Annotated in this window: 9 protein-coding genes; 2 read left to right on the forward strand and 7 right to left on the reverse strand. The window is 34.2% G+C overall.

What is annotated here, in order from left to right:
• Positions 1-56: 56 nt before the first annotated feature.
• From ACUN3A_RS02880 to ACUN3A_RS02905, 6 genes are all read right to left on the reverse strand, one after another.
• Positions 57-1,706, reverse strand: coding sequence for a DUF5123 domain-containing protein (locus ACUN3A_RS02880; protein WP_445549849.1), 1,650 nt, complete (start codon positions 1,704-1,706; stop codon positions 57-59).
• Positions 1,707-1,718: 12 nt separating this feature from the next.
• Positions 1,719-3,611, reverse strand: coding sequence for a RagB/SusD family nutrient uptake outer membrane protein (locus tag ACUN3A_RS02885; RefSeq protein ID WP_445549850.1), 1,893 nt, complete (start codon positions 3,609-3,611; stop codon positions 1,719-1,721).
• Positions 3,612-3,631: 20 nt separating this feature from the next.
• Positions 3,632-6,835: a SusC/RagA family TonB-linked outer membrane protein gene (locus ACUN3A_RS02890; protein WP_445549851.1), complete on the reverse strand. Its 3,204-nt coding sequence runs from the start codon at positions 6,833-6,835 to the stop codon at positions 3,632-3,634.
• A gap of 78 nt (positions 6,836-6,913) precedes the next feature.
• Positions 6,914-7,729, reverse strand: coding sequence for a hypothetical protein (locus tag ACUN3A_RS02895; protein WP_445549852.1), 816 nt, complete (start codon positions 7,727-7,729; stop codon positions 6,914-6,916).
• Between the two features lie 5 nt (positions 7,730-7,734).
• The gene (locus ACUN3A_RS02900) at positions 7,735-7,917 is read right to left on the reverse strand and encodes a hypothetical protein (protein WP_445549853.1); all 183 of its coding nucleotides are present in this window, start codon (positions 7,915-7,917) and stop codon (positions 7,735-7,737) included.
• 628 nt (positions 7,918-8,545) lie between these two features.
• Positions 8,546-12,877, reverse strand: coding sequence for a two-component regulator propeller domain-containing protein (locus ACUN3A_RS02905; protein ID WP_445549854.1), 4,332 nt, complete (start codon positions 12,875-12,877; stop codon positions 8,546-8,548).
• A gap of 311 nt (positions 12,878-13,188) precedes the next feature.
• Here ACUN3A_RS02905 and ACUN3A_RS02910 point away from each other — a divergent pair, with 311 nt between their 5' ends.
• Positions 13,189-15,804 (forward strand): glycoside hydrolase family 3 C-terminal domain-containing protein, encoded by a 2,616-nt coding sequence (locus ACUN3A_RS02910; RefSeq protein WP_445549855.1) that lies wholly within the window; start codon positions 13,189-13,191, stop codon positions 15,802-15,804.
• Between the two features lie 302 nt (positions 15,805-16,106).
• On the forward strand, positions 16,107-18,842 hold the full coding sequence (locus ACUN3A_RS02915; RefSeq protein ID WP_445549856.1) for a T9SS type A sorting domain-containing protein: 2,736 nt from the start codon (positions 16,107-16,109) through the stop codon (positions 18,840-18,842).
• A gap of 103 nt (positions 18,843-18,945) precedes the next feature.
• Here ACUN3A_RS02915 and ACUN3A_RS02920 read toward each other — a convergent pair whose 3' ends face one another.
• On the reverse strand, positions 18,946-21,477 hold the full coding sequence (locus tag ACUN3A_RS02920) for a glycosyl hydrolase 115 family protein (RefSeq protein WP_445549857.1): 2,532 nt from the start codon (positions 21,475-21,477) through the stop codon (positions 18,946-18,948).
• Positions 21,478-21,579: the final 102 nt, after the last annotated feature.

The raw sequence follows: 21,579 nt of genomic DNA on the forward strand, positions 1-21,579 counted from the left end.
CTTTTCTGTCTGGAACTATTAACTAACTTTAACTAATTAACTAACTAATAGCATTATTAAGGAATCCATCTACGATCTCCCGATTTGGTTATAGCAACTGGAGAATTTGGATCTTTAATTGTTAAATTCCCTGCTGTTGGATTCACAAACAAGTTTGCTGCACTAATTCCTAATGCGGTTCCTTGAATACTTGTAGGCCCTAGCAGATAATCTGTAGTGGTATAATTATTATTATATGAAGTAGTGCAACCTGCAGCAATCGCTTGAATTACTTTACCACAAGGAGAGGCTAATACTACATTCTTAAATATCAAAGTAGATCCTACCGCATTTGGAATATTAATTAAAGCTCGGTTATAAGCGTAATCATAAATCGTTATATTATTATATTCCAAATAAATTGGATAGGCAGAAGTACCATAATCGAATAAATTTTTAAAGTTCAACGTATTATTGGTAGTCCCATAATAATCTTTCATAAAAGTACAGTTTGAGAAAACAGCTTTTTTAAAATTATCAGCTCCAGCAGAACCAAGAGCAAATGTTCCGTAAGGTCCAGAATGACCTCCTACATCCTGTAAGGTACAATATTCCATCCTAAACTCTCCAACTTCCTTGTATTTTCCATTTCCTTGATGTCTCCAAAAACCACGTTTAAAATAATTGAATACACAGTTATAGAAAGTAACTTCTCCGATAGTCCATGCTCTACCACTATTAAAGAAGTAACTCGCATCAATAGTTTGATAAAAACGAATATTTTCGAATGCTAATGCAGACAAATATGCCCCTTCTGCAATATCCCAGTTTCCGTTCATTTCAATTTGAGGTCGTTCTCCTGCACCACCTACAAGTCTAAATCCTTTTGAAATAGTAAATGGAGTAATTTTGAATAACGAACCCGCTTCTAAGAAATATTCCGTACCTTCTGGAATTGCTGCGTTAGAATTGTTATCTCTCAATATCTTGTCTAAATCATCCCCATTCTTAATCAAAATTTGTCCAGCTGATGGCCCTGATGAACGAAAAGTTACTTGATTATAAGGTCTGTCATAAACACGTGGTTTCTTGTTGTCGTAAACATTTACATTGTATGCGGTGCTTTTTTCCAAACCTACCACTTTAGCTTGTCCAAGATTGATTTCCTCTGCCGTTAGCTTACGTCCAAAACTAGGAAGTGTCTTAGAACTTGCTGGAACAACCGAAATACTATCTGCTGGATTCGCAGCATCGATTATCCAATTTACAGTCACATCTGTTTCAGTAATATTTACCTTTTGCACTGGTTGTAAAATTTCAACAATTACTGGTCGAGCCTCAGTCAATGCACTCGTATTACTCCAACGTGAAGTAAATTGTCCTTCCGTTTTATTCGCACGAACTCGAATGTAGAACTGCGTTTTATACGGAATATCATCCATCAGAATTTGTGTATCTGTAACAGTATAGGATTTAAACAAACTAGTATAGTAATTGTCTAAATGTAATTCTACCGTATAAGAATCAGCATCATTTACTTTGTACCATACCAAAGCAATAGAATTGCTTTTGACCAAAGGAGCTGTAAGCACAAACTTAGGTTGGAACAAATCTCCAACCTCATTATAAGAAGCTGTATTGTCTTCTTGACAAGAATTTAATATCCCTCCCAGCAAAATCATGCTGAAAAATGATAAAATATAAATTGACCTTTTTAAATTTTTCATAATTTATTCAATTTAATAGTTAAAACCATAATAATTCTGAATAGCACCACGATGATCTGTAATCACTTTAGATGGATAAGGACATAAATAACGCAAAGGATCATTTGGCGTTACACTAGAAGCATTGTTAAAATTGATAAAACCTCTAAAACTCCATTTGATATCATTTATAGGCTCATAAGCCTGACTATCGCTATTTAATGAATACCATCTTGATGCAAAAATCGTTTCTGTATAACCTGCTGGCTTAGATTGCAAAACGGGATCAATTCCTTTGATATCTAAAATTATTCTGCCTGCATTAACAGGATCTGGAATTTCTTTCCAATAAACACTTCCAGGAACATTATCTACACCAGCTACATAAGCACCATTAGCTACTTTCCCCCAGTTTAGTAATTTGAAATATTGATTATAAATTACTTCACCATATTTATTCCAACGAGCCAAGTCAAACTTACGTTTACTTTCGCCACCAAACTCCCATGCACGCTCATCCATAATAGCCTTGAAAAATAAATCTGGGCTTGATTTAGATGCTACATAATTATCTACTTTATCTGTCCAATCTGCCTTATCAAATGCTCTACGACGTACGCGTTTTAGAGCTTCCTGAGCATCAGCGCGTGGACCAAAACGCTCGTTTACTGCCTCTGCATACATCAACAACACATCGGCAAATCGCATCCATGAATAATTGATACCTGTTGCTTTGGTACTTGTACTACCCAATGGAGCAGTCTCATAAAGTTTAGACCATTTTCCAACAGCTAATTTTGCTATATCCAATCGAATTACTTGTTTTAGATTTGCATCATATGAATAAGGTGCACAAGTAACATCTCGTCTCAAATCTTTACCATCAAACGAGAATAAATAAGTACCCGCTAAATTAAGAGCTCCTGAAGCACTCCCATAAGGATGAGTCCCTGCTAAAATTGGAATACCAATGGCATAGCCATATTCGCCCGAAGTATTTTTTAATAATGGTATTGAAAATATAACGTCATCATTAACTGGTGTTACCCAATTGTTTTGCTTAACCCAAAAATCGCGGTAACTCAATTTTAAGTCATGTTTATTTTCATTAATTACTTTACCTAAATATTGGATTGCAATATCATAATACTGTTGATAATTTTCACCACGAACCATTTTCCCAATACTAGCTCCATTGCCATCAGGACGCAAAGCCCATCCTCCACGAGTAAGAGCAAGTAAACCAATCAAACCTTGATTAAAACTTCTAGAAGTACGTTCTACACCATAATCTAGTTCACTTGCATATTGCATTAATGGCTCAACTGATTTTAAATCATCGATTAGAAATTCAAGAATGGTATTTCTATCAGTAACACCTACTTTAAAATCCTCGTCGGCAGTTGCTGATTTAGTACGAAACACTACATCACCCCAAATACGAATCATATCTAAATATACCATCGCACGAAGTGTTTTGGCTTCTCCATATAATTGAGTAATATTAGATGCTTTGTCTTTCCTGTCTGCTTTATAAATATCAGATTTTTCGATTCCTTCGATCACATCATTAGACAGGTTAATAATCTTGTACATCGCATTCCAAGTAGAATTCAAAGTTGTCCAATACGGTTTTGGTTGAAAACAGGCAATATCAGAACCGTTAGCATTTACAGTATTGGTCGCAACACTTGCCATCTCAACATCGGTATTCGGATTAAAAACAAAAGCAAGACGATTCGAATAGGCATCATCGGTTAACATAAGTGTATATATTCCAGCAACTGCTGCTTGAATTTCACTTTCCGATCCAAAAACTTCAGCCTCAGTAAAACCCGTTGCTGGCTGTACGTCTAAATAATCATCGCAAGCTGTAAAACACAATACGAAACTAAATAGAATACTTAATAATATCTTTTTATTCATAGTTTTAAGATTTAAATAAATTAAAATGATAATTGCGCTCCAAAAGTGTAATTTCTCGTTCTTGGATAAGCATTATAATCAATGTTAGGTGTTAATCCTGTTGATAAATTAACTTCTGGATCGTATCCTGAGTAATTAGTCCAAATAAATAAATTAGAACCAGTTGCATACAAACGAACTCGATTAAAGATTAATTTTTTGCTTATACCTAAAGGAATTGTATATCCTACAGAAAGGTTATTCAATCGTAAAAAAGAACCATCTTCAATGGCATAAGACATTGCTACAGGACGACCGATTGTAGTTGGGTTCCACATTGTGGCATTTTTATTGAAATCGGCCAAAAGTTCTGGTGAGTAACGAAGATCATTCCCCATATCATCAAAGTTTCTCCAACGATTTTCCAACCCTACTTCCATCCCTAAATTATTTTGAGTATTTTGATACCAAGAAGTCATCATAATTTTGTTTGCATTGTACACATCAAAGCCATACACATAGTTGAAAAAGACAGTGAAATCAAAATTTTTCCATGTCGCATTCATTCCAAATCCACCAGAAAATTTTGGATTAGTATCTCCAATAACCTGTCTGTCGTTTGCACCAATTACATAAGTGTTTGGATCGTTTGGATCAACAGGAGTTAGCTTTTTAAATTTAGCATTTCCTGGACGTGGAGGATCTCCTGCCAAATTTTTCGAATTTGTTACACCATCATTAAGTGTCCAAAGTTTAGTTATTGGATCGAATGATTTGAAATCATCTACCGTATAAAAACCATCGTTTACATAACCGTAAATTAAACCTTTAGTACCACCAACATAAGCACGATAATCATCGTCATTTAATAATTGTGTTCCTGCCCATCCTGAACTAAGAATCCATTCACTTTCTCCACTTGAAAGCGCATCAATTTTATTTTCATTATATCCAATATTGAAGTTTAAATCAAGACTCCAATCTTTTTTCTGAAACACATTCGCATTAATTCCAAGTTCAATTCCCTTATTAGATGTTTGTCCCACATTGGTCATGATTTTATTAAAACCAGATGCTCCAGGAATATCAGAAGGCACTAACAAATCTTTTACAGTGTTATAGTAAAATTCGACAGTACCCGTAATTCGATCTTTAAAAAATCCAAAATCAATACCTAAATTGGTGGTATAAGTAGTTTCCCATTTCACCTCAGGATTGCTTAAATAGGTACCATTATAAAAATTATAATAGTAATGACTAGTATCGCCCCAACCTACTGATTTGTTTTGTGAAACGCCATAGTATTTAGCATATAAATCTCCGGAAATACGATCATTACCCGAAAGTCCGTAGCTTAAACGTAATTTTAAATTAGAAACGGTTTCATTATCCTTCAAAAAAGCTTCATTTGATATTCTCCAAGCTAGTGCTGCTGAAGGAAATACTCCCCAACGATTATCAGGTCCAAACTTTGTAGAACCATCTGCACGAGCAGTAACTGTAACAAGATATCTATCATCATAACCATAATTTGCACGTCCGAAGAATGATGAAATTTTATTTGGTGAACCTGCTACCGATGAGTTTTGAAAAGGTGTTCCCAAGGCAAGATTATCTAATGCCTTTTCGCCAGTTATAGTTTCAGGAAAATAACGAGTGGTATACGTTTTACTAGTACTACTCTGATCCTTCATCTCTTGACCTAACATTAATTGAAAATCATGAACTGTATTCACTTTAAAATTATAGCTTAATACATTATTTAATTGCCAACGAGGATTTTGAGTCATTGTCCAAGACGCTACCGGCAGATTATTATTTTCAGTTGCTGTTTTAGTATCTGTACCCCAGAAACGACCGTCTTCTGCATATTGGTATTCGAAACCAAATGAGCTGCGAAGACTTAATCCTTTTATAATATTATAAGTTAATGCTCCAACTGTATTGAATGTACGTGTAACACGATTACGATAATTTTTCTCAGCTGCTTCTATCGGATTGAAACGTTTAACTTGTGTATAATCCTCAGGATCAAAATACGTATCATCTTCAGGCAATGTCATATAATCCTGTAAACCAAGAGTAGGTGCCTGACGTATCGCATCAAGTAAGTTAACCCCTTCAGTACCGGAACCTTCAATGGTTTGATTTATAAAACGAGATTGGAATTCAAAAGTAAATTTATCTGATAATTTAGTATTTAAAGTTAGATTCATATTGGTTTGTTTTAAACCACTACCAATCAATACTCCTGGCTGATCCTGATTGGTTACCGCAAATTTGAATTTAGTTTTTTCGGTACCTCCATTAATACTAAAGTCAAGGTATCTAGCAATTGGGTTACCTCCAAAAATTTCATCTTGCCAATCAGTACCCTTATCACCCTTATAAATATACATTTCATTAGCCTGGCCATAACGACTATAAAAAGCAGTTGGATTTGAAGTTTTGTTGCGCTCATACTCATATTGCATCGTAACAAATTCATAAGGATCCATTACATCCAGACGATTCGCTAACGTTTTTATTTGCATATAACTATTGATATTCACAGAAACTTTCCCTGCTTTAGGCGTTTTTGTAGTTACCAAAATAACTCCATTAGCACCTCGAGCACCATATATAGCTGTTGCTGCAGCATCTTTTAAAAAATCTGTCGATTCTATATCCGTTGGTGGAATATCATTTAGGGAAGCAACTTCAAAACCATCTACCAATATTAAAGGGGAATTATCCTGAGTAATAGAACCTCCTCCACGAATTCGTATCATTATTTCTGCACCAGGCGAACCATCTGTAGAAGTTATCTGAACACCTGGTATTCTACCAACCAATGCTTCGGCTACAGAACTAGTTGGAATCTTTTCTAAGACTGTTCCCTTTATACTAGAAACGGCACCAGTAAGGTTGGCACGTTTTTGGGTACCATAACCAATTACCACTACTTCATTTAATTGACTAGTTGATTCATTCATTTGGGCAGTAATACCTGATTTACGCCCTTTTAAAGGTATGGTCAAATCTTCCATACCAATAAATTTAATTAACAAAACTGCCGTGTTCGGATCGCTTACCTTTATAGAAAACTTTCCATCAAAGTCTGAGGATGCATTTGTTTTTTCATTTTTTACAATAATCGTTGCACCAGGAATCGGACCCATTTTATCTCGCACCACTCCTGTCACAGTTACTAGGTCCTGAGCATAACCACTAAACGTCACGAACAAGACGGTTAAGATGCTCATGATATGTTTTTTTATTATCATAACTACTATATTTTATTTAGATTTATTTTTAAAAATCTGTTGATCATTGGATTTTATTTATTTGGTCTGTACTACTCCATTAATGGTTACCACATAATCTTTAATAATTGGTGTATCAGGGTCATTCAATTTAAAATCGATATTCGTAACTCCATTCGGTAAAATTGGAAAAGTACCCGCAATTTCTTTTGTTTTGACAACAACTGAATCTGCAGTCATAAACTCTATTTTGACACTAACATTATTGGCTTCTTCGTCAGTTTGAAATACAATAAAATCATCTAAATAGTTAATTCCCCCTGTAGTTGTTTTTTTAGATCTGGCAACTGACATGTCTCCTTTTATAAATGTTTCATCAGAAACTTTATATCCATTTCGTTTTACAAAAACCGTCGTTTTAATAATAGCATAACTTGGATCCGCTACGACATCTTTAGATTTCAATCGTAATGTACCCGATCTATTAAGAATGTTCAATTTGAGCGTATCCTTAAATGGAGATTCATAAACCACAGCGGCCGAAAGATCCACTCTTTGATCTGCAAGAGGTGCTTGAGGAACAACAAGGTCTTTTAGATTTACTGGTAAAGTGACCATTTGTTCCGGAATATCGGAAGCTATAAAATGGTAACTTCCATTGTCTAGAGAAAAACGATAGAGTGAACTGTAATTACCAAAATAATCTCCGTTCTCTTTATAAATAAAAATAGGCCTTGTTGAAATACCTACATTTATATTCCAAGGTTTGCCGTTCAATTGTAGCGCATAATCTCTGACAACCGAAGAATCGTATTTTAGTTCATCACTAGCACAGGAAGACAGCATCAAAAGAAGCACCATTCCTTCAAGTATTATATTTTTTATATTTTTCATAAAATTTAAAATTGAAATTCTTTACAGATGGTGTTATTAGTACCAGATGATTCCATGTTGGTTGAATTTGACTTGTTGAATGACTCTCCTAAATAGTTTACATCTAGAATTGGCATATAAGTCACACACCGTTTAGAAGGTTCAACATTTGTCGCCAGATTAAGAGCATTATTAGCTCTCTCTACCATAGGATGATCACTTTGGTTGCTAAACACTATAAACATACCCATTACTACTGGTAGGATGAAAGTGCAAATTTGTTTCATAAGCTTGGTTTTAATTAGTTATTATTTTACAAAATCTATAGAAAGACTTTGTTTGGTTAAGATGCAAAACTAGATATAGTAATTGCTAATGAGGTAGAAATATTGCTTTTCGATAAGGGTGAAATCACTAATTTTAGTGCTAATTAATTATTGAATCAATAAATAATTAGGATATTTTTTTTATTATGTAAAAAAAATATGAGAAAATAAAAAATACAGAAAGAAATCACACATCCTATTATCTACGATTATTTGATCCAAATTTTAGAATATTAAGCAATCCTAAATAGTGGAAATCAAGGCTTTCCCTTTTTTAAAATTTGAGATAAAAAAGGAATACGATTTTTAAAAAAGAGGAGTATTTTGATATCCTATACCGCTATTTGAAACAGTATGGAGAAAAAATGAAGAAGAGAATTCAAATTTCATTCTCGAATAAAAAAACAGGGACTAAAAGCCCCTGTCAAAAATAACCTTAACACTAAATCTGCTGAGCTTGTTAATTAAAAACGAAACAAACCCAGTATCATTTTGAAATTATATTTATTACCTAGCGATGCAGATGACGGTATTCAGCTGGAGTATAATTAAATTTTGTTTTAAAACATTTTCCAAAATATTTTAGGTCATTAAACCCAACTTCAAAACAAACTTCCTTTATCAGCATATCTCCATTTTTAAGAAGCTCCGCAGCCTCATTCAATCGCATATCACGAATAAAAACGACAGGCGAAACTCCAGTTATGTTTTTAAGCTTATTAAAAAAACTAGCTCGTGACATATACATTAATTTCCCTAATTCATCAACTGAGAAATCTGATTTAGACATATTTTCCTTTACAAATTCAATCACTTGAAACATGAATTTATTATCCTTATTGGAAATTTGTAACGGTTCTTTTTCCGAAATTTCAATAACATTACCCGTAGAATATAAATGCTGAAGACGCAAGCGCTGTTCTAAAACATTCTTTATTCTTGCTTTTAAAAAACTAACATTAAAAGGTTTGGTTAGATAATCATCAGCTCCATATTCCATTCCTTCCAATTTACTTTCGATCGCAGTTTTTGCACTAAGTAAAATCACTGGAATATGACTAGTAGCAAAGTTATTTCGAATTAATTTTAGCATTTCTATACCGTCCATTTCTGGCATCATAATATCACTAATAATGAAATTAGGAGATAGACTTTCTGCTTTTAAATGTCCTTCAATACCATTTTCAGCGATATAAATTGTATAGTCCTTTTCTAAAACAGAAACAATAAACTCCCTCAATTCCGGATCATCCTCCACAATTAAACCTACTGGTTTACCTTCTATTATTACATCCGATGGAATTTCAACATGCTCTTTTTCAGACTCCACCTCATCCATTACATACTCATCCGTTTCCTCAAACAAAATGTCAACATCTTCAGCAAAATGCTTATAGCCTTTTAAAAAACAAAGTTGAAAACAACTTCCTTTATCCAAAGTACTATCGACTATAATACTTGCACCGTGTTTATCCGCTAAATCCTTCACAATAGAAAGACCTATACCTGTACTAGGATTGTATGGATTTTCATTGTAATTAGAAAAACGCACAAACAATCTTTTTTGAATTATAGGATTGATACCAGGGCCATTATCTTTTATTTTTAGAAAAACCTGTTTATCAGATTCTTCTATAATCACTTCAACTGTATCACCTTTACGACAATATTTAAACGCATTTGAAATTAGATTTACAAAAATTTTATCAAGGCTATCGGTATCGGCCCATATTTTTGGACTGGAATCAACAATGCTTAATTTCAATCCTATATTACGTTGTAAACTCATCTCACTAAAATTTTCACATATTTTAGTCGCAAACTCACCCAAATTAATTTCGCTAATTGCTAATCTTCTGTCTTGAATTCTTCTCAAATCTAAAATCTGATTTACCAAATTCAATAATTTATTACTGCTTCTTTCAATAACTTTAAGTTGAGTTTTTACTAAATCCGATATATCATCATCTGAAAGCATTTTCTCTACCGGAGCAGTAATCATCGTAAGAGGTGTTCGGATTTCATGCGAAATATCAGTAAAGAATTTTAGCTTTAATTCACCCATTTGTTTCTGTAACTCTACATCGCTACGCAGTTTTAAGATGATCAAAATTGCACGGCGAATCGATAAAAACAATCCAATGGCTAATAAAATATAACAGAAATAAGCCAAATTTGTCCCCCAAATGGATGGACGAATAATGATTTTAATTCGTCTCTCATTAGCTACCCATAAATTATGACCATTTGTAGATGCTACTATAAGAGTATATTTTCCCCTATCCAAGTTCGTATAATTAATCGACTGCCCTCCTTTTATATAATTCCATTGTTTGTCAACTCCTTCTAATTTATAGCGATAAACAATATTCTCATTTTTAATATAATCCAAGGCAGAAAATTGGACCCTAAAAAAGTTCTGATCATGCTGTAGCGTCACTTCTTCAAGTAAATCTGGATTTCTAGGAGTTTCAGGATTTATTTCATGCAGTTCTGTATTATTAACTGTAAATCCAGATATTGCCAAATAGGGCTTGAATTTAAAAGGCTTAATTGCTTCAGGTTTGAAATAAATAGCACCATTGGAATAGCCAAAAATAATCTCTCCATTTGCAAGAAGACATTTTGTAGCCTCTGAAAATATTTCGTTTCCAATGATGGATTTTAGTTCAGGAAACGTTTCTGCACTATTATTTTTGGGATCGAAACGAACTACCTGATTATCGCCCATAAGCCAAATTTTACCTAATTTATCCTCTTGCATAGACACAATTCCTTGAATAAGAAATGAAATCGTTTCGTTCCAAACGGATTTAACCTTTAACCGACCCTGTTTATCTGAATCGGCTAAAATTAGACCTTTCCCATTAGTAGCCAATGCTAATCGGTTATCAGAAGTAACTATAATATCCAAAATATCATTACCGGAAACTTGAGAAAACTCTTTAAATTTTAGATTCGCTGGTTTATTTCCTTCAGAAAAAGAAAACAATTTATAAGATGAAATAAAAAATAACCTATGATTCTTATCTTCAACAATCGAACGAACTTTGTCAGCCGTTTTTATTGGATAGTTTTTTAATTCATTTTTACAATTAATAAATTGAATTCCCGCACTTGACTGTCGAATAATATTCACTCCACCTCCCCATGTAGCCAAATAAATCTGACCAGATGCTGCTTGGAAAATTTTATAAATATTATCAGAGTTGATGCTATAACTATTCTTCTCATCATATTTATAATGACTCACATTATAATTGAATTTTGCCCCATTAGGAGTCAAACAAAACACCCCGTTTCCTCGTGTTCCAATCCATATTTTCCCTTGGGTATCCTGCATTATACTGTAAATATCTGCTCCCCACCCTGGACTATTAGCAGACAAAGTACCATCAGCACCTAACAATCCTATTTTATTTTTATGAGAATCAAATAGTGTGATTTTTTCCGTCCGACTGGCAACCCAAAGATTACCATTTTTGTCTTTCATCAGACATCTAACATTGTGCTTTTGCCGATCCTTCGCAAAATCCAAGTTTAGCCTTAAAAAATTATTATTATTAAACGTTATCAAATCTAACCCTTGCTTATAAGAACAAAACCATAAATTCCCCAATCTGTCGAACATTGCCGTATGCATTACATCCGAAAACGTCTCACTAGATTCCTTAATACACTGGATTACAGAACTTAATTTATTCTGTTTTTCATCCCAATAAGCAAATGCACCTTTATTGGATTGAATCCAAACTGTTCCGTCAGGCGAAGTAAGCAGAAAGCTTTTTCGGTCTACACCAACACTAGAAGGATCACTTGAATTGACCTCCATGTGTTTTAACTTTTTGGTAATCAAATCAAATTGATAGACTCCTGAACCCGAAGCCTCAAACCAAAACTGTCGCGAGCGGGTTAACCCTAAATAATAAACTTTTCCACTAGGGAATCCTGGCACTATTTTACTATTATAAACATCCAGTTTCCCTATTTTTGTATCATAAAAATAAAAACCTTGTTCTGTCACTATCAAGACTTTACTATCTGATAAATACTTTATCTGAATAACATTTTCCTTTATACCTAATTCAAAATCAAAAAAAGTACTTGACTTTTTAGTATAACGTGTAAGCTTGCCATTGGCACCTCCAAACCATATATCATCTTCTGTTTCCATAACAGCTGTAAACGAATAAGGTTGCCCAGAGTTTCCTTTCATATTAAAAAAGAAATACTCAGGCTCTCCACCCGATTTCTTCAGTCGGCAAATACCTGAGTCTGTCAAAAACCAAGTGGTTCCCAAAGTGTCTTCAAAAACATCACGGATTTTTCCAGATAGTTTTTTTGAATCAAAAACGATCTTGTGAATTTGCTTATTTCCTTCAAAAGCAGTCAGGTAATTTTTATTTTCAGAAAATAACCAAACCCTCCCAGAAGGCATTACTCTGAAATCTTTAAAAGAATCATTGGAAGAATGAGTAGAATTTCCTTCAATTGGATAATGAAAAATTAACTGATCTGTATCGAAATAATAAATGTCATTTTTTTCAGACTGAATCCAAATTCGTCCGTTTTTATCAAATCTAAATTTTGTTACACGATTTGATTGTAAGTTTAATGAGTCGTTTTGTCCTACTTTAAAATTTTGAAAAATAGATCCATCATAACGAATCAAACCATTATAAGTGGCTAACCAAATAAATCCTTTTTTATCTTGTTGAATATCTATAATACGGGATTGACTCAATTTTACATCATGCGAAAAATGAGTCAATATTCCAGAGGGCTGGGACACACATAGTGTACTAACCAAATAAAAAAGAATTACAATTACCTTTTGTTTCAAAATTTATATTTTTATTAACTTAATGTTGATACAAAAATATCATAATTATAGTCTAAACCTAAAATTCGACAACTCACTAGCTAAATACCCCTTCTTAATTAGCATTTTGTCCCCTGTTTTGATGGTGTAAAAAATTAAAAGTGTAAGAATAAGCTTTGCATCATCCTTTAAATAGTGATTTATCCCAATTTAAAAAAAACAAAATTGCTTATTTTGTACTAAATCATAATTGAAAATAAAAAGTCCATATTATTTTTACATAACAATTATTGATAAAGTAATTATAAACCAAAATATCTTAAAAAAGCTCGATGAGAAAAAAACATTACTTAGTGCTTTTATTGAACCTGTTAGCACTAAACACTTTTGCCCAAAAAAACTTCTCGTATAAAAATATTGACTTACCTACTGAACAACGGGTAAACGATTTGGTCTCCAGAATGACCATAGATGAAAAAATTAGTCAATTGATGGATTCCTCACCAGCCATCGAACGCCTTGATATACCAGAATACAATTGGTGGAACGAAGCTTTGCATGGCGTTGCTCGTGCTGGTTATGCAACCGTTTTTCCACAATCTATTTCAATAGCATCATCATGGGATCGTCAATTAATCTTTGATGTAGCCAATGCAATTTCTGATGAAGCTCGTGCCAAACATCACGAATATTTAAGAAGAGGACAACACGGTATGTACGAAGGATTAACTTTTTGGTCACCAAACATCAATATTTTTCGTGATCCTCGTTGGGGTCGCGGTCACGAAACTTATGGAGAAGATCCTTTTCTTACGAGTCAATTAGGGCTTAATTTTGTTAATGGTCTTCAAGGTAATGATCCTAAATATTTAAAAGTAATAGCCACAGCGAAACACTACGCAGTTCATTCAGGTCCAGAACCTTCTCGACACCTATTCAATGCTGAAACCAGTAATATTGATCTTTACGAAACCTACCTTCCTGCTTTCCGTACCTTGGTAAAAGAAGGTCATGTTTACTCAGTAATGGGGGCTTATAACCGTTTTAGAGGAGAATCAGCCAGTGCTAGTCCATTTCTATTTAATATTCTTCGAAAAGATTGGGGATTTAATGGTTATATTGTGTCAGATTGTGGCGCTGTCGTTGATATTTGGAAATACCACAAAATTACAAACGATGCAGCAACAGCTTCTGCTTTGGCTGTAAAAAATGGCTTGGATTTAGAATGTGGAAGCAACTTTAAGACATTAAAAGAAGCCATTGATCGCAATCTAATTACCGAAAAAGAAATAGATGTTGCCGTAAAACGTCTTTTTACCGCTCGCTTTAAATTAGGAATGTTTGATCCAGAAGAAATTGTGCCTTATGCTCAAATTCCTTATTCCGAAAATAATAGTCCTGCTCATGACTGGCTAGCCCGAGTAGCTTCGCAAAAAAGCATTGTTCTTTTGAAAAACCAAAATCAAACCCTTCCTCTTTCGAAAGACATAAAAACGATTGCCGTAATAGGACCAAATGCTGATGATATTCAGTCTTTGTGGGGAAACTATAGCGGTATTCCCAGCAATCCTGTAACCGTGCTAAAAGGCATCAAAAACAAACTGGAGCCGAATGCAAAAGTGCTATACGCAAAAGGGACAGATCTTGCTAAAGGAGTTCCTGCAATGAAAGCTATTCCATCGATTTACTTTCAAAATGAAAATGGTACACAAGGACTAACGGGCGAATACTTTGACAACGCTGATTGGAATGGAAAACCACTTTTTACACGTACAGACGATAATATCGATTTTCATTGGGATATTGACACTCCGGATCCTCGTATGAAAATGGGTAATTACAGCATTAAATGGACGGGGTATCTTGTAGCTCCAAAAACTGGATTATACAATATTTCTGAATGGTCAAAACCCTTTATGACTGTTGAAATTGAAGGTGGAAAAAGTACTGGCGGAAAAAACAAACACAATCCTAGAATTCGTGCACAGAAAATAGAATTGGAAGCTGGAAAAAAATACAAAATAACAGTTAAATACCAAAACTACTATGGCGATGCAATAGCTCAACTATTGTGGGCGGAGCCAGAAGAAAATGTATTACAGGAAGCGACTCAAACTGCTAATAAAGCTGACGCCATAATCCTTGTATTAGGTTTAAATGAGCGTTTGGAAGGAGAAGAAATGAAAGTAGAAGCTGATGGTTTTGAAGGTGGAGATCGTACCAGTCTTGACTTACCAGCTAATCAACAAGAACTGATGCAAGCGATGGTAGCAACAGGAAAACCAGTCATTTTAGTTTTAATAAACGGAAGTGCACTCTCCATAAATTGGGCAAATGACCATGTTCCTGCAATTCTTACTGCTGGATATCCTGGTCAACAGGGCGGTAATGCTATTGCAGATGTACTTTTTGGTGACTACAATCCAGCTGGTAGACTTCCTGTTACATACTACAAATCAGTAGATCAACTTCCAGCTTTCGAAAATTACAATATGGAAGGTCGCACCTATCGCTATTTTCATAAAAAACCACTGTACCCTTTTGGATTTGGTTTAAGTTATACAAAATTCAAATACAGTGATTTGCAAGTTCCTAAAAATATTAATTCTGAAAAAGATTTTGAAGTTTCTGTAGTGGTAACCAACACTGGTGACCGTGATGGAGACGAAGTGGCTGAATTGTATCTGAAAGATGAAAAAGCCTCTACTCCACGCCCTATCTGGCAATTGGAAGGCTTTGAACGCATTAATCTAAAAAAGGGTGAATCGAAAACTGTCCGTTTTAAAATTACGCCAAGACAGCTTTCATTAATAAATAAAAAAGACCAACGTGTAGTTGAACCAGGATGGTTTACTGTATCTGTAGGAGGAAAACAGCCTGATGAATCAACAGATACCCAAATTGGAAGATTCAACTTCACTGGCAAAGCATTATTACTTGAAAAATAGATTTATTTATTTAAAAAGGCAACAGTCTCAAATTCTGAGATAGTTGCCTTTTTAAATATCCTTTTACTTTTAGAAATTAAAAAATAATAATTTTTATTAAAACCAATTAATTCAATCATACTAACAAATTAAATACAACACACAATGCAGCACAGTACAGAATAGAACAACATGATTAAATTTTTACACCTTTATTGAGATATTATTCTTACTAATTAAATAATATGAATTCATAAACTATTTACTAACCAAACAACTAACCAATTAAAATGTTTAACAATTCAATAAAATTTTCGCTCGTAATGGCAATAGCTTGTCTTACTATGCCTGTGACAAAGATTTTTGCCCAAACTCCAGTAGTAAAAATTGATTTTGACCAATCTGGAAGACAATCTGCAGAAGTAAGTGATACTGATTATAGTCCTTGGGTTGTAACGACGAGTCCAGCTAGCCAAACCATAAATGGTGTTACCTTTACAGTAACCAGAATTGGTACCAAGGGAGATGCTTTAGGAACGAATTGGTATAAAGCAGGTATTCAAGCTCCTTCTTATGCAAAATTAGTTTGTGATGGACTTACAGTAAAAGGTACAACCGCAAACGAAGGAGGACAAATAGAACTTAGAATCAGCGGATTGCCCGCAGGAAATCATACTTTATTAGCGTTCTTAAATGCAGTAGACAGTCCCGTATTTTCTTTTAGCCCAATCGATATTACAGTCGATGGTACTCAAGTAGTAGATAATATAATTCCTAGTGTAAGAGCTTTAAAAACTGCAGATGCAACATCAGCCTTTTTAAATTTACAGGCTACTGCCAATACCGATGTAGTAATTGTTTTTGCTGCCGAAACATCTGGCAACGAAACCTATAAAAACGTAATGCTAAACGGATTAGAATTAAACACATCTAACATCGCTCTTAAAGCAACAACCCCTCTTCCTCAACATAATGACGAACATGTTCAGCTAAATTCGGGAGGTAAACTAATATCATGGACTCCATCAACAACTACCGTTTCCCAAAATATTTATTTCGGAACAGATGTAGTATCTGTACAATCCGCAACAACGGCATCCCCACAATACAAAGGAAATCAACCAAAAGCGAATTCCTCTTATCAAACAAATGGACTATACACGGGAACCACTTATTATTGGCGTGTCGATGAAGTTTTAGCTAATAATGATGTCGTAAAAGGAGATGTATGGCGTTTCCGTCCTGCTCAACTAGCTTTTCCTGATGCCGAAGGTTATGGTCGTTTTGCTCGTGGAGGAAGAGGCGGAAAAGTAGTTGCCGTAACCAATTTAAATGATTCCGGTCCAGGAAGCTTCCGTGAAGCCGTAACTAATGATATTGGACCAAGAACTATTGTTTTTAATACCTCTGGAATTATACAACTTACTTCACGATTAGTTTTGAGCCAACCTTATGTAACTGTTGCGGGACAAACCGCACCAGGAAAAGGTATTTGTATACGCTCTGCTCCTTTTGGAGTAACTGGTAATGATGCTATTGTTCAAAATGTAAGAGTGAGATTAGGCGGAGGAGCAACTTTTGATGGAATGGGATTAACAGGTGCTAATTACAGTATAATTGATCATTGTTCTATCAGTTGGACTATTGATGAAGCCTTTAGCTCCCGTTCGGGTAAAAATATTACACTGCAAAGAACATTAATCTCAGAAGCCTTAAATGCGGCTGGGCATCAAAATTATCCTGCTGGAACGGAGCATGGTTATGCAGGTTCTATAGGTGGTGATATAGGAAGTTTTCACCACAATCTTTTAGCGCATTGTTATGGACGTAACTGGAGTTTAGCCGGCGGATTAGACGGAAACGGTGCTTATGCAGGAAGAATGGATATCACCAATAATGTCGTTTACAATTGGGGACATAGATCCACGGATGGTGGGACCAAAGAAGTCAATTTTGTCAATAATTATTATAAACCAGGAGCTGGTACAGATTTATTTATTGCCTTTAGTGCAGATAATGAAGGTGCTGGAACTGGAACTCAACAATGTTTTTTTAATGGCAATGTAATGCCTGGATATTTTAATGAAAGTAACCAAGCAAACGGAAGAAGAATTACTGGAGTTACTGTCAGTTTCCAAAACTTTGTGAACACTCCGTTTTTTCCCTCTTATGTAACGACACAATCTGCTGATAATGCTTATAAAATTGTGCTTTCTGATGTAGGTTGTACCCAACCTGAATTTGATGATCACGATCAAAGAATTATCACTGAAACCTTAGGCGGAACGTATACATACAGAGGTAGCGTAACCAATAAAGCTGGATTTCCTGATAACGAATCCGATGTTGGTGGTTATGAAAATTATCCTGTAATCAATAGAGATGTTAACTGGGATACTGATCAAGATGGTTTGCCAAATTGGTGGGAAACTATTTTGGGAACTAACGTAAATTCACCAGTTGGAAATTTTTCGGATGCCAATGCTGATACTAATTCCGATGGTTACACTAATCTAGACACCTATTTACAATGGATGTCTCAACCTCACTATGATTCTCCAACAGGAAATAAAGTAGTGATTAATATTCAAAAACTTTCTCGAGGATTTACAAGTGGTGTTAATTACTCATTATTAAATTCAGTAAATGGAAATGCTGTTCTAAATTCAGATACAGTAGAATTTACGCCAGCAGCAAATGGTTTATGCTCATTTGATTTTACTGTTACTGATAATGCAGGAGGAACTATGACTCGTAAAGTAAATATCGTGAGCGGATATAGTTCAAAATTAGCGGTAGAAAGTCCAAATGAACTTGAAACATCTTTTAAAGTTTGGCCAGTACCAAACAATGGAACTTTTACTGTTCTGTCAGAGAATATTATTCCTGAATCAGAATTAAGCATAATTGATATTTCAGGAAAAACAGTTTTAAAAAGAAAAATTCAAGACAAAACACCCGAAAATATAACTATCCACTCCAAAGGTGTTTTTATTGTAAAACTCTCAGATCCGGAAACTAAAAAAACATTGTCTACTCAAAAAATTATTGTTAAATAACAATAATCAGAACTAAAGAAAGGCCACTTAATTTTTAAGTGGCCTTTCTATTTTTATAAACTTTTATAACTTCTTTTTTAAATAGAATTCAAAACGATTGCATTCAATCTTCGTAAATAATATCGCTTTCAGGCGCTCCCAAATAAGAAGGTTTTAATCCGCCTGTATCGATTAAAATCTTTTCTAAAACAATTCCTTGTTCTAATACTCGGAAACGTAATATATGTCTTCCTGGTTTTAAAATAGTATGTTTCGTAATCGATTTGATGATATGTTCAGTTTGCCATTGTCCTAATTCACCTCGATAACTCCCATTAAAATTTACAGTTTGAGGCTTTTCTCCATCAAAAGAAATTTCGTATCGCAACCCTTTATTATTATTAAAATTAAGACTTGGTGCCAATAGTAATTGCACTTCAAATGCGCCAGTAGAACTGAAATTTATGTCATATTCAATATAAATGTTTCCATCAGCTTTCAGATAACTATTTTGCGGAAAAGTGGTAATCCCAGATTTTGTTTTTCCAAAATCAGGAATCACTTCCCAATGTGTGTTTTTTGAATTGTTTGCTGTAGAAAAATGCTCGGCCTCTATCGAAACATATCCATTTTTTTCATTAAAAACTATCTTTTTAGCTCTCTCATTTTCTGAAACATAGGTAACTTCTGGAAGCATATTTTTAGGCGAATCATTCCAACTTTTATACCCAATATGCATCTGATCCATCATATGAGTCCATTTTCCACCAGCTATTTGGTTATTGTATTTATTTTGAAGAATCGAATCACGAGCAAAATTCATTTTCACTTTATCAGCATAATAATTGGCAAGGACATTTTTATCATCGGCCAATTTTTTATTTTTTGCTTGCGCAAAATACATTTCATAGAGATTACTGCAGGCGTCTATAGGATATAAAACCAACTGAAAATAAGCATCTTTGTATTGATTCGGAATCTCTTCATAAATACGATAAGCATCAAGTGTCAAATTTTTATAATCATTTACAACGGTTTCAAATTCGTTATAATTTTCAAGGCTGTACGTTTTACTGTCAAGCATTTCGGGAGTAACGCGGCGGTTATACTTTGGATATGTATTTAAAAGTCTAGCGATTTCTTTAGCATATTGGCTGCCAAATTGTTGTGCTGACCAATTTTCGGTAAATTCAGAAATATTTGTAGAATTGATTTGTTTTGGATTCCAAGCCATTTCTAAAAAGAAACTAATAGGAAATTCCATAGGCTTAAGATCGCCTACATTTACAATCCAAATTTTATCAACGCCATGCTCATAGCTAAGATTCATTTGTTCCCAAACCCTTTGTATTGGACTAATATTTATCCATTTTGAGTTTCTTGGTCCTCCTACATAATCAAAGTGGTAATACATTCCATAACCTCCTTTGTGCAAAGGTTTACTGAGATCTGGAAGTTTGCGTACATTTCCCCAATTGTCATCACAAAACAACAAAATTACATCATCCGGAACTCTCATTCCCTGATCATAATAATTCTGAACTTCTTTGTATAAAGCCCATACCTGTGGTGTGTTTTTGGCATTTTTACCAGTTTCTTCAGCAATAATCTGACGCTGGTTCTTCACAATATTTTCTAACAAACTAATATTGGTACCTTCACTCATTGCCTCATCTCCGTCTCCTCGCATTCCGATAGTAACTAGCTTTTCCCAATTTTTGCTTCGCTGTATTCCTGATTTCCAGAATTGATCTAAAATCGTTTTGTTTTTAGAATAATCCCAAATATTCGGAAGATTATTTTTTTTGATATAAAGTTTCCAATCTTGCTGTGCCAACGCCATTGGTTCATGGTGTGACGTTCCCATCACTATACCCATTTCATTCGCTAGCGGTCCATTGGCAGAATCGTCTTCATAAAAAGCATTTCCCCACATGGCAGGCCACATATAATTCGCTTTAAGTCGAAGCAATAATTCAAAAACTTTCTCATAAAACTGACTATTAAAACCACCAAAAGTTGCTTTAGACCAACCACTCAAAGCAGGAGCTTCATCATTCAAAAAAATCCCTCTATATTTCACCGCTGGTTCACCATCTGTGTATATCCCATTTTTGAAATAGATATTTTTTTTCTGCATCACAGGTACATCAGCCCAGTAATACCATGGTGAAACGCCAATCTGTTTTGATAATTCATAAATTCCGTAAATTGTTCCGCGTTTGTCGCTACCTGCGATTACAATAGCATCTGAAACACCTCTAAATGGATTTTTTATGTTTTGAATTATAAATTTTTCGTTTTTATTCTTCAGTTCTTTACCCTCAATTTTATTTTGTTTTATCAGATCATCAATTACTGAATTAGTACCTATTGTTCCAATGATAATTAGAGGTGAAGAAATAGTTGGAATTTGATTAAAAATAGTGGGCTTGTCTCCTGTTACTTTTTCAAAATCAGATTGCAGATTTTTTACGGCTCGCAAAATACCTTTATCTACTCTATCATTTACAAAAAAAGAAAGCTGTAGCGTTTTTTCTTTAAGTACAACCACATTCGGTTTTTTTTCTGTGGTGATAAAAGGTTCAGCCGCTTGCAAAGTGCTAAAAATGAAAAATGCGATAAGTGTTAAAATAAATTTCAGGAAAACTTTCATTATACTTCTTTTTAATTTTTATCAAGATTAATCCTTTTAATGGTAATTAACTTTAGTTACAAAACTAAAATTTAAAGTTGATATCCAATTCTTTAATCATTC

The organism is Flavobacterium sp. WC2509 (assembly GCF_052683105.1).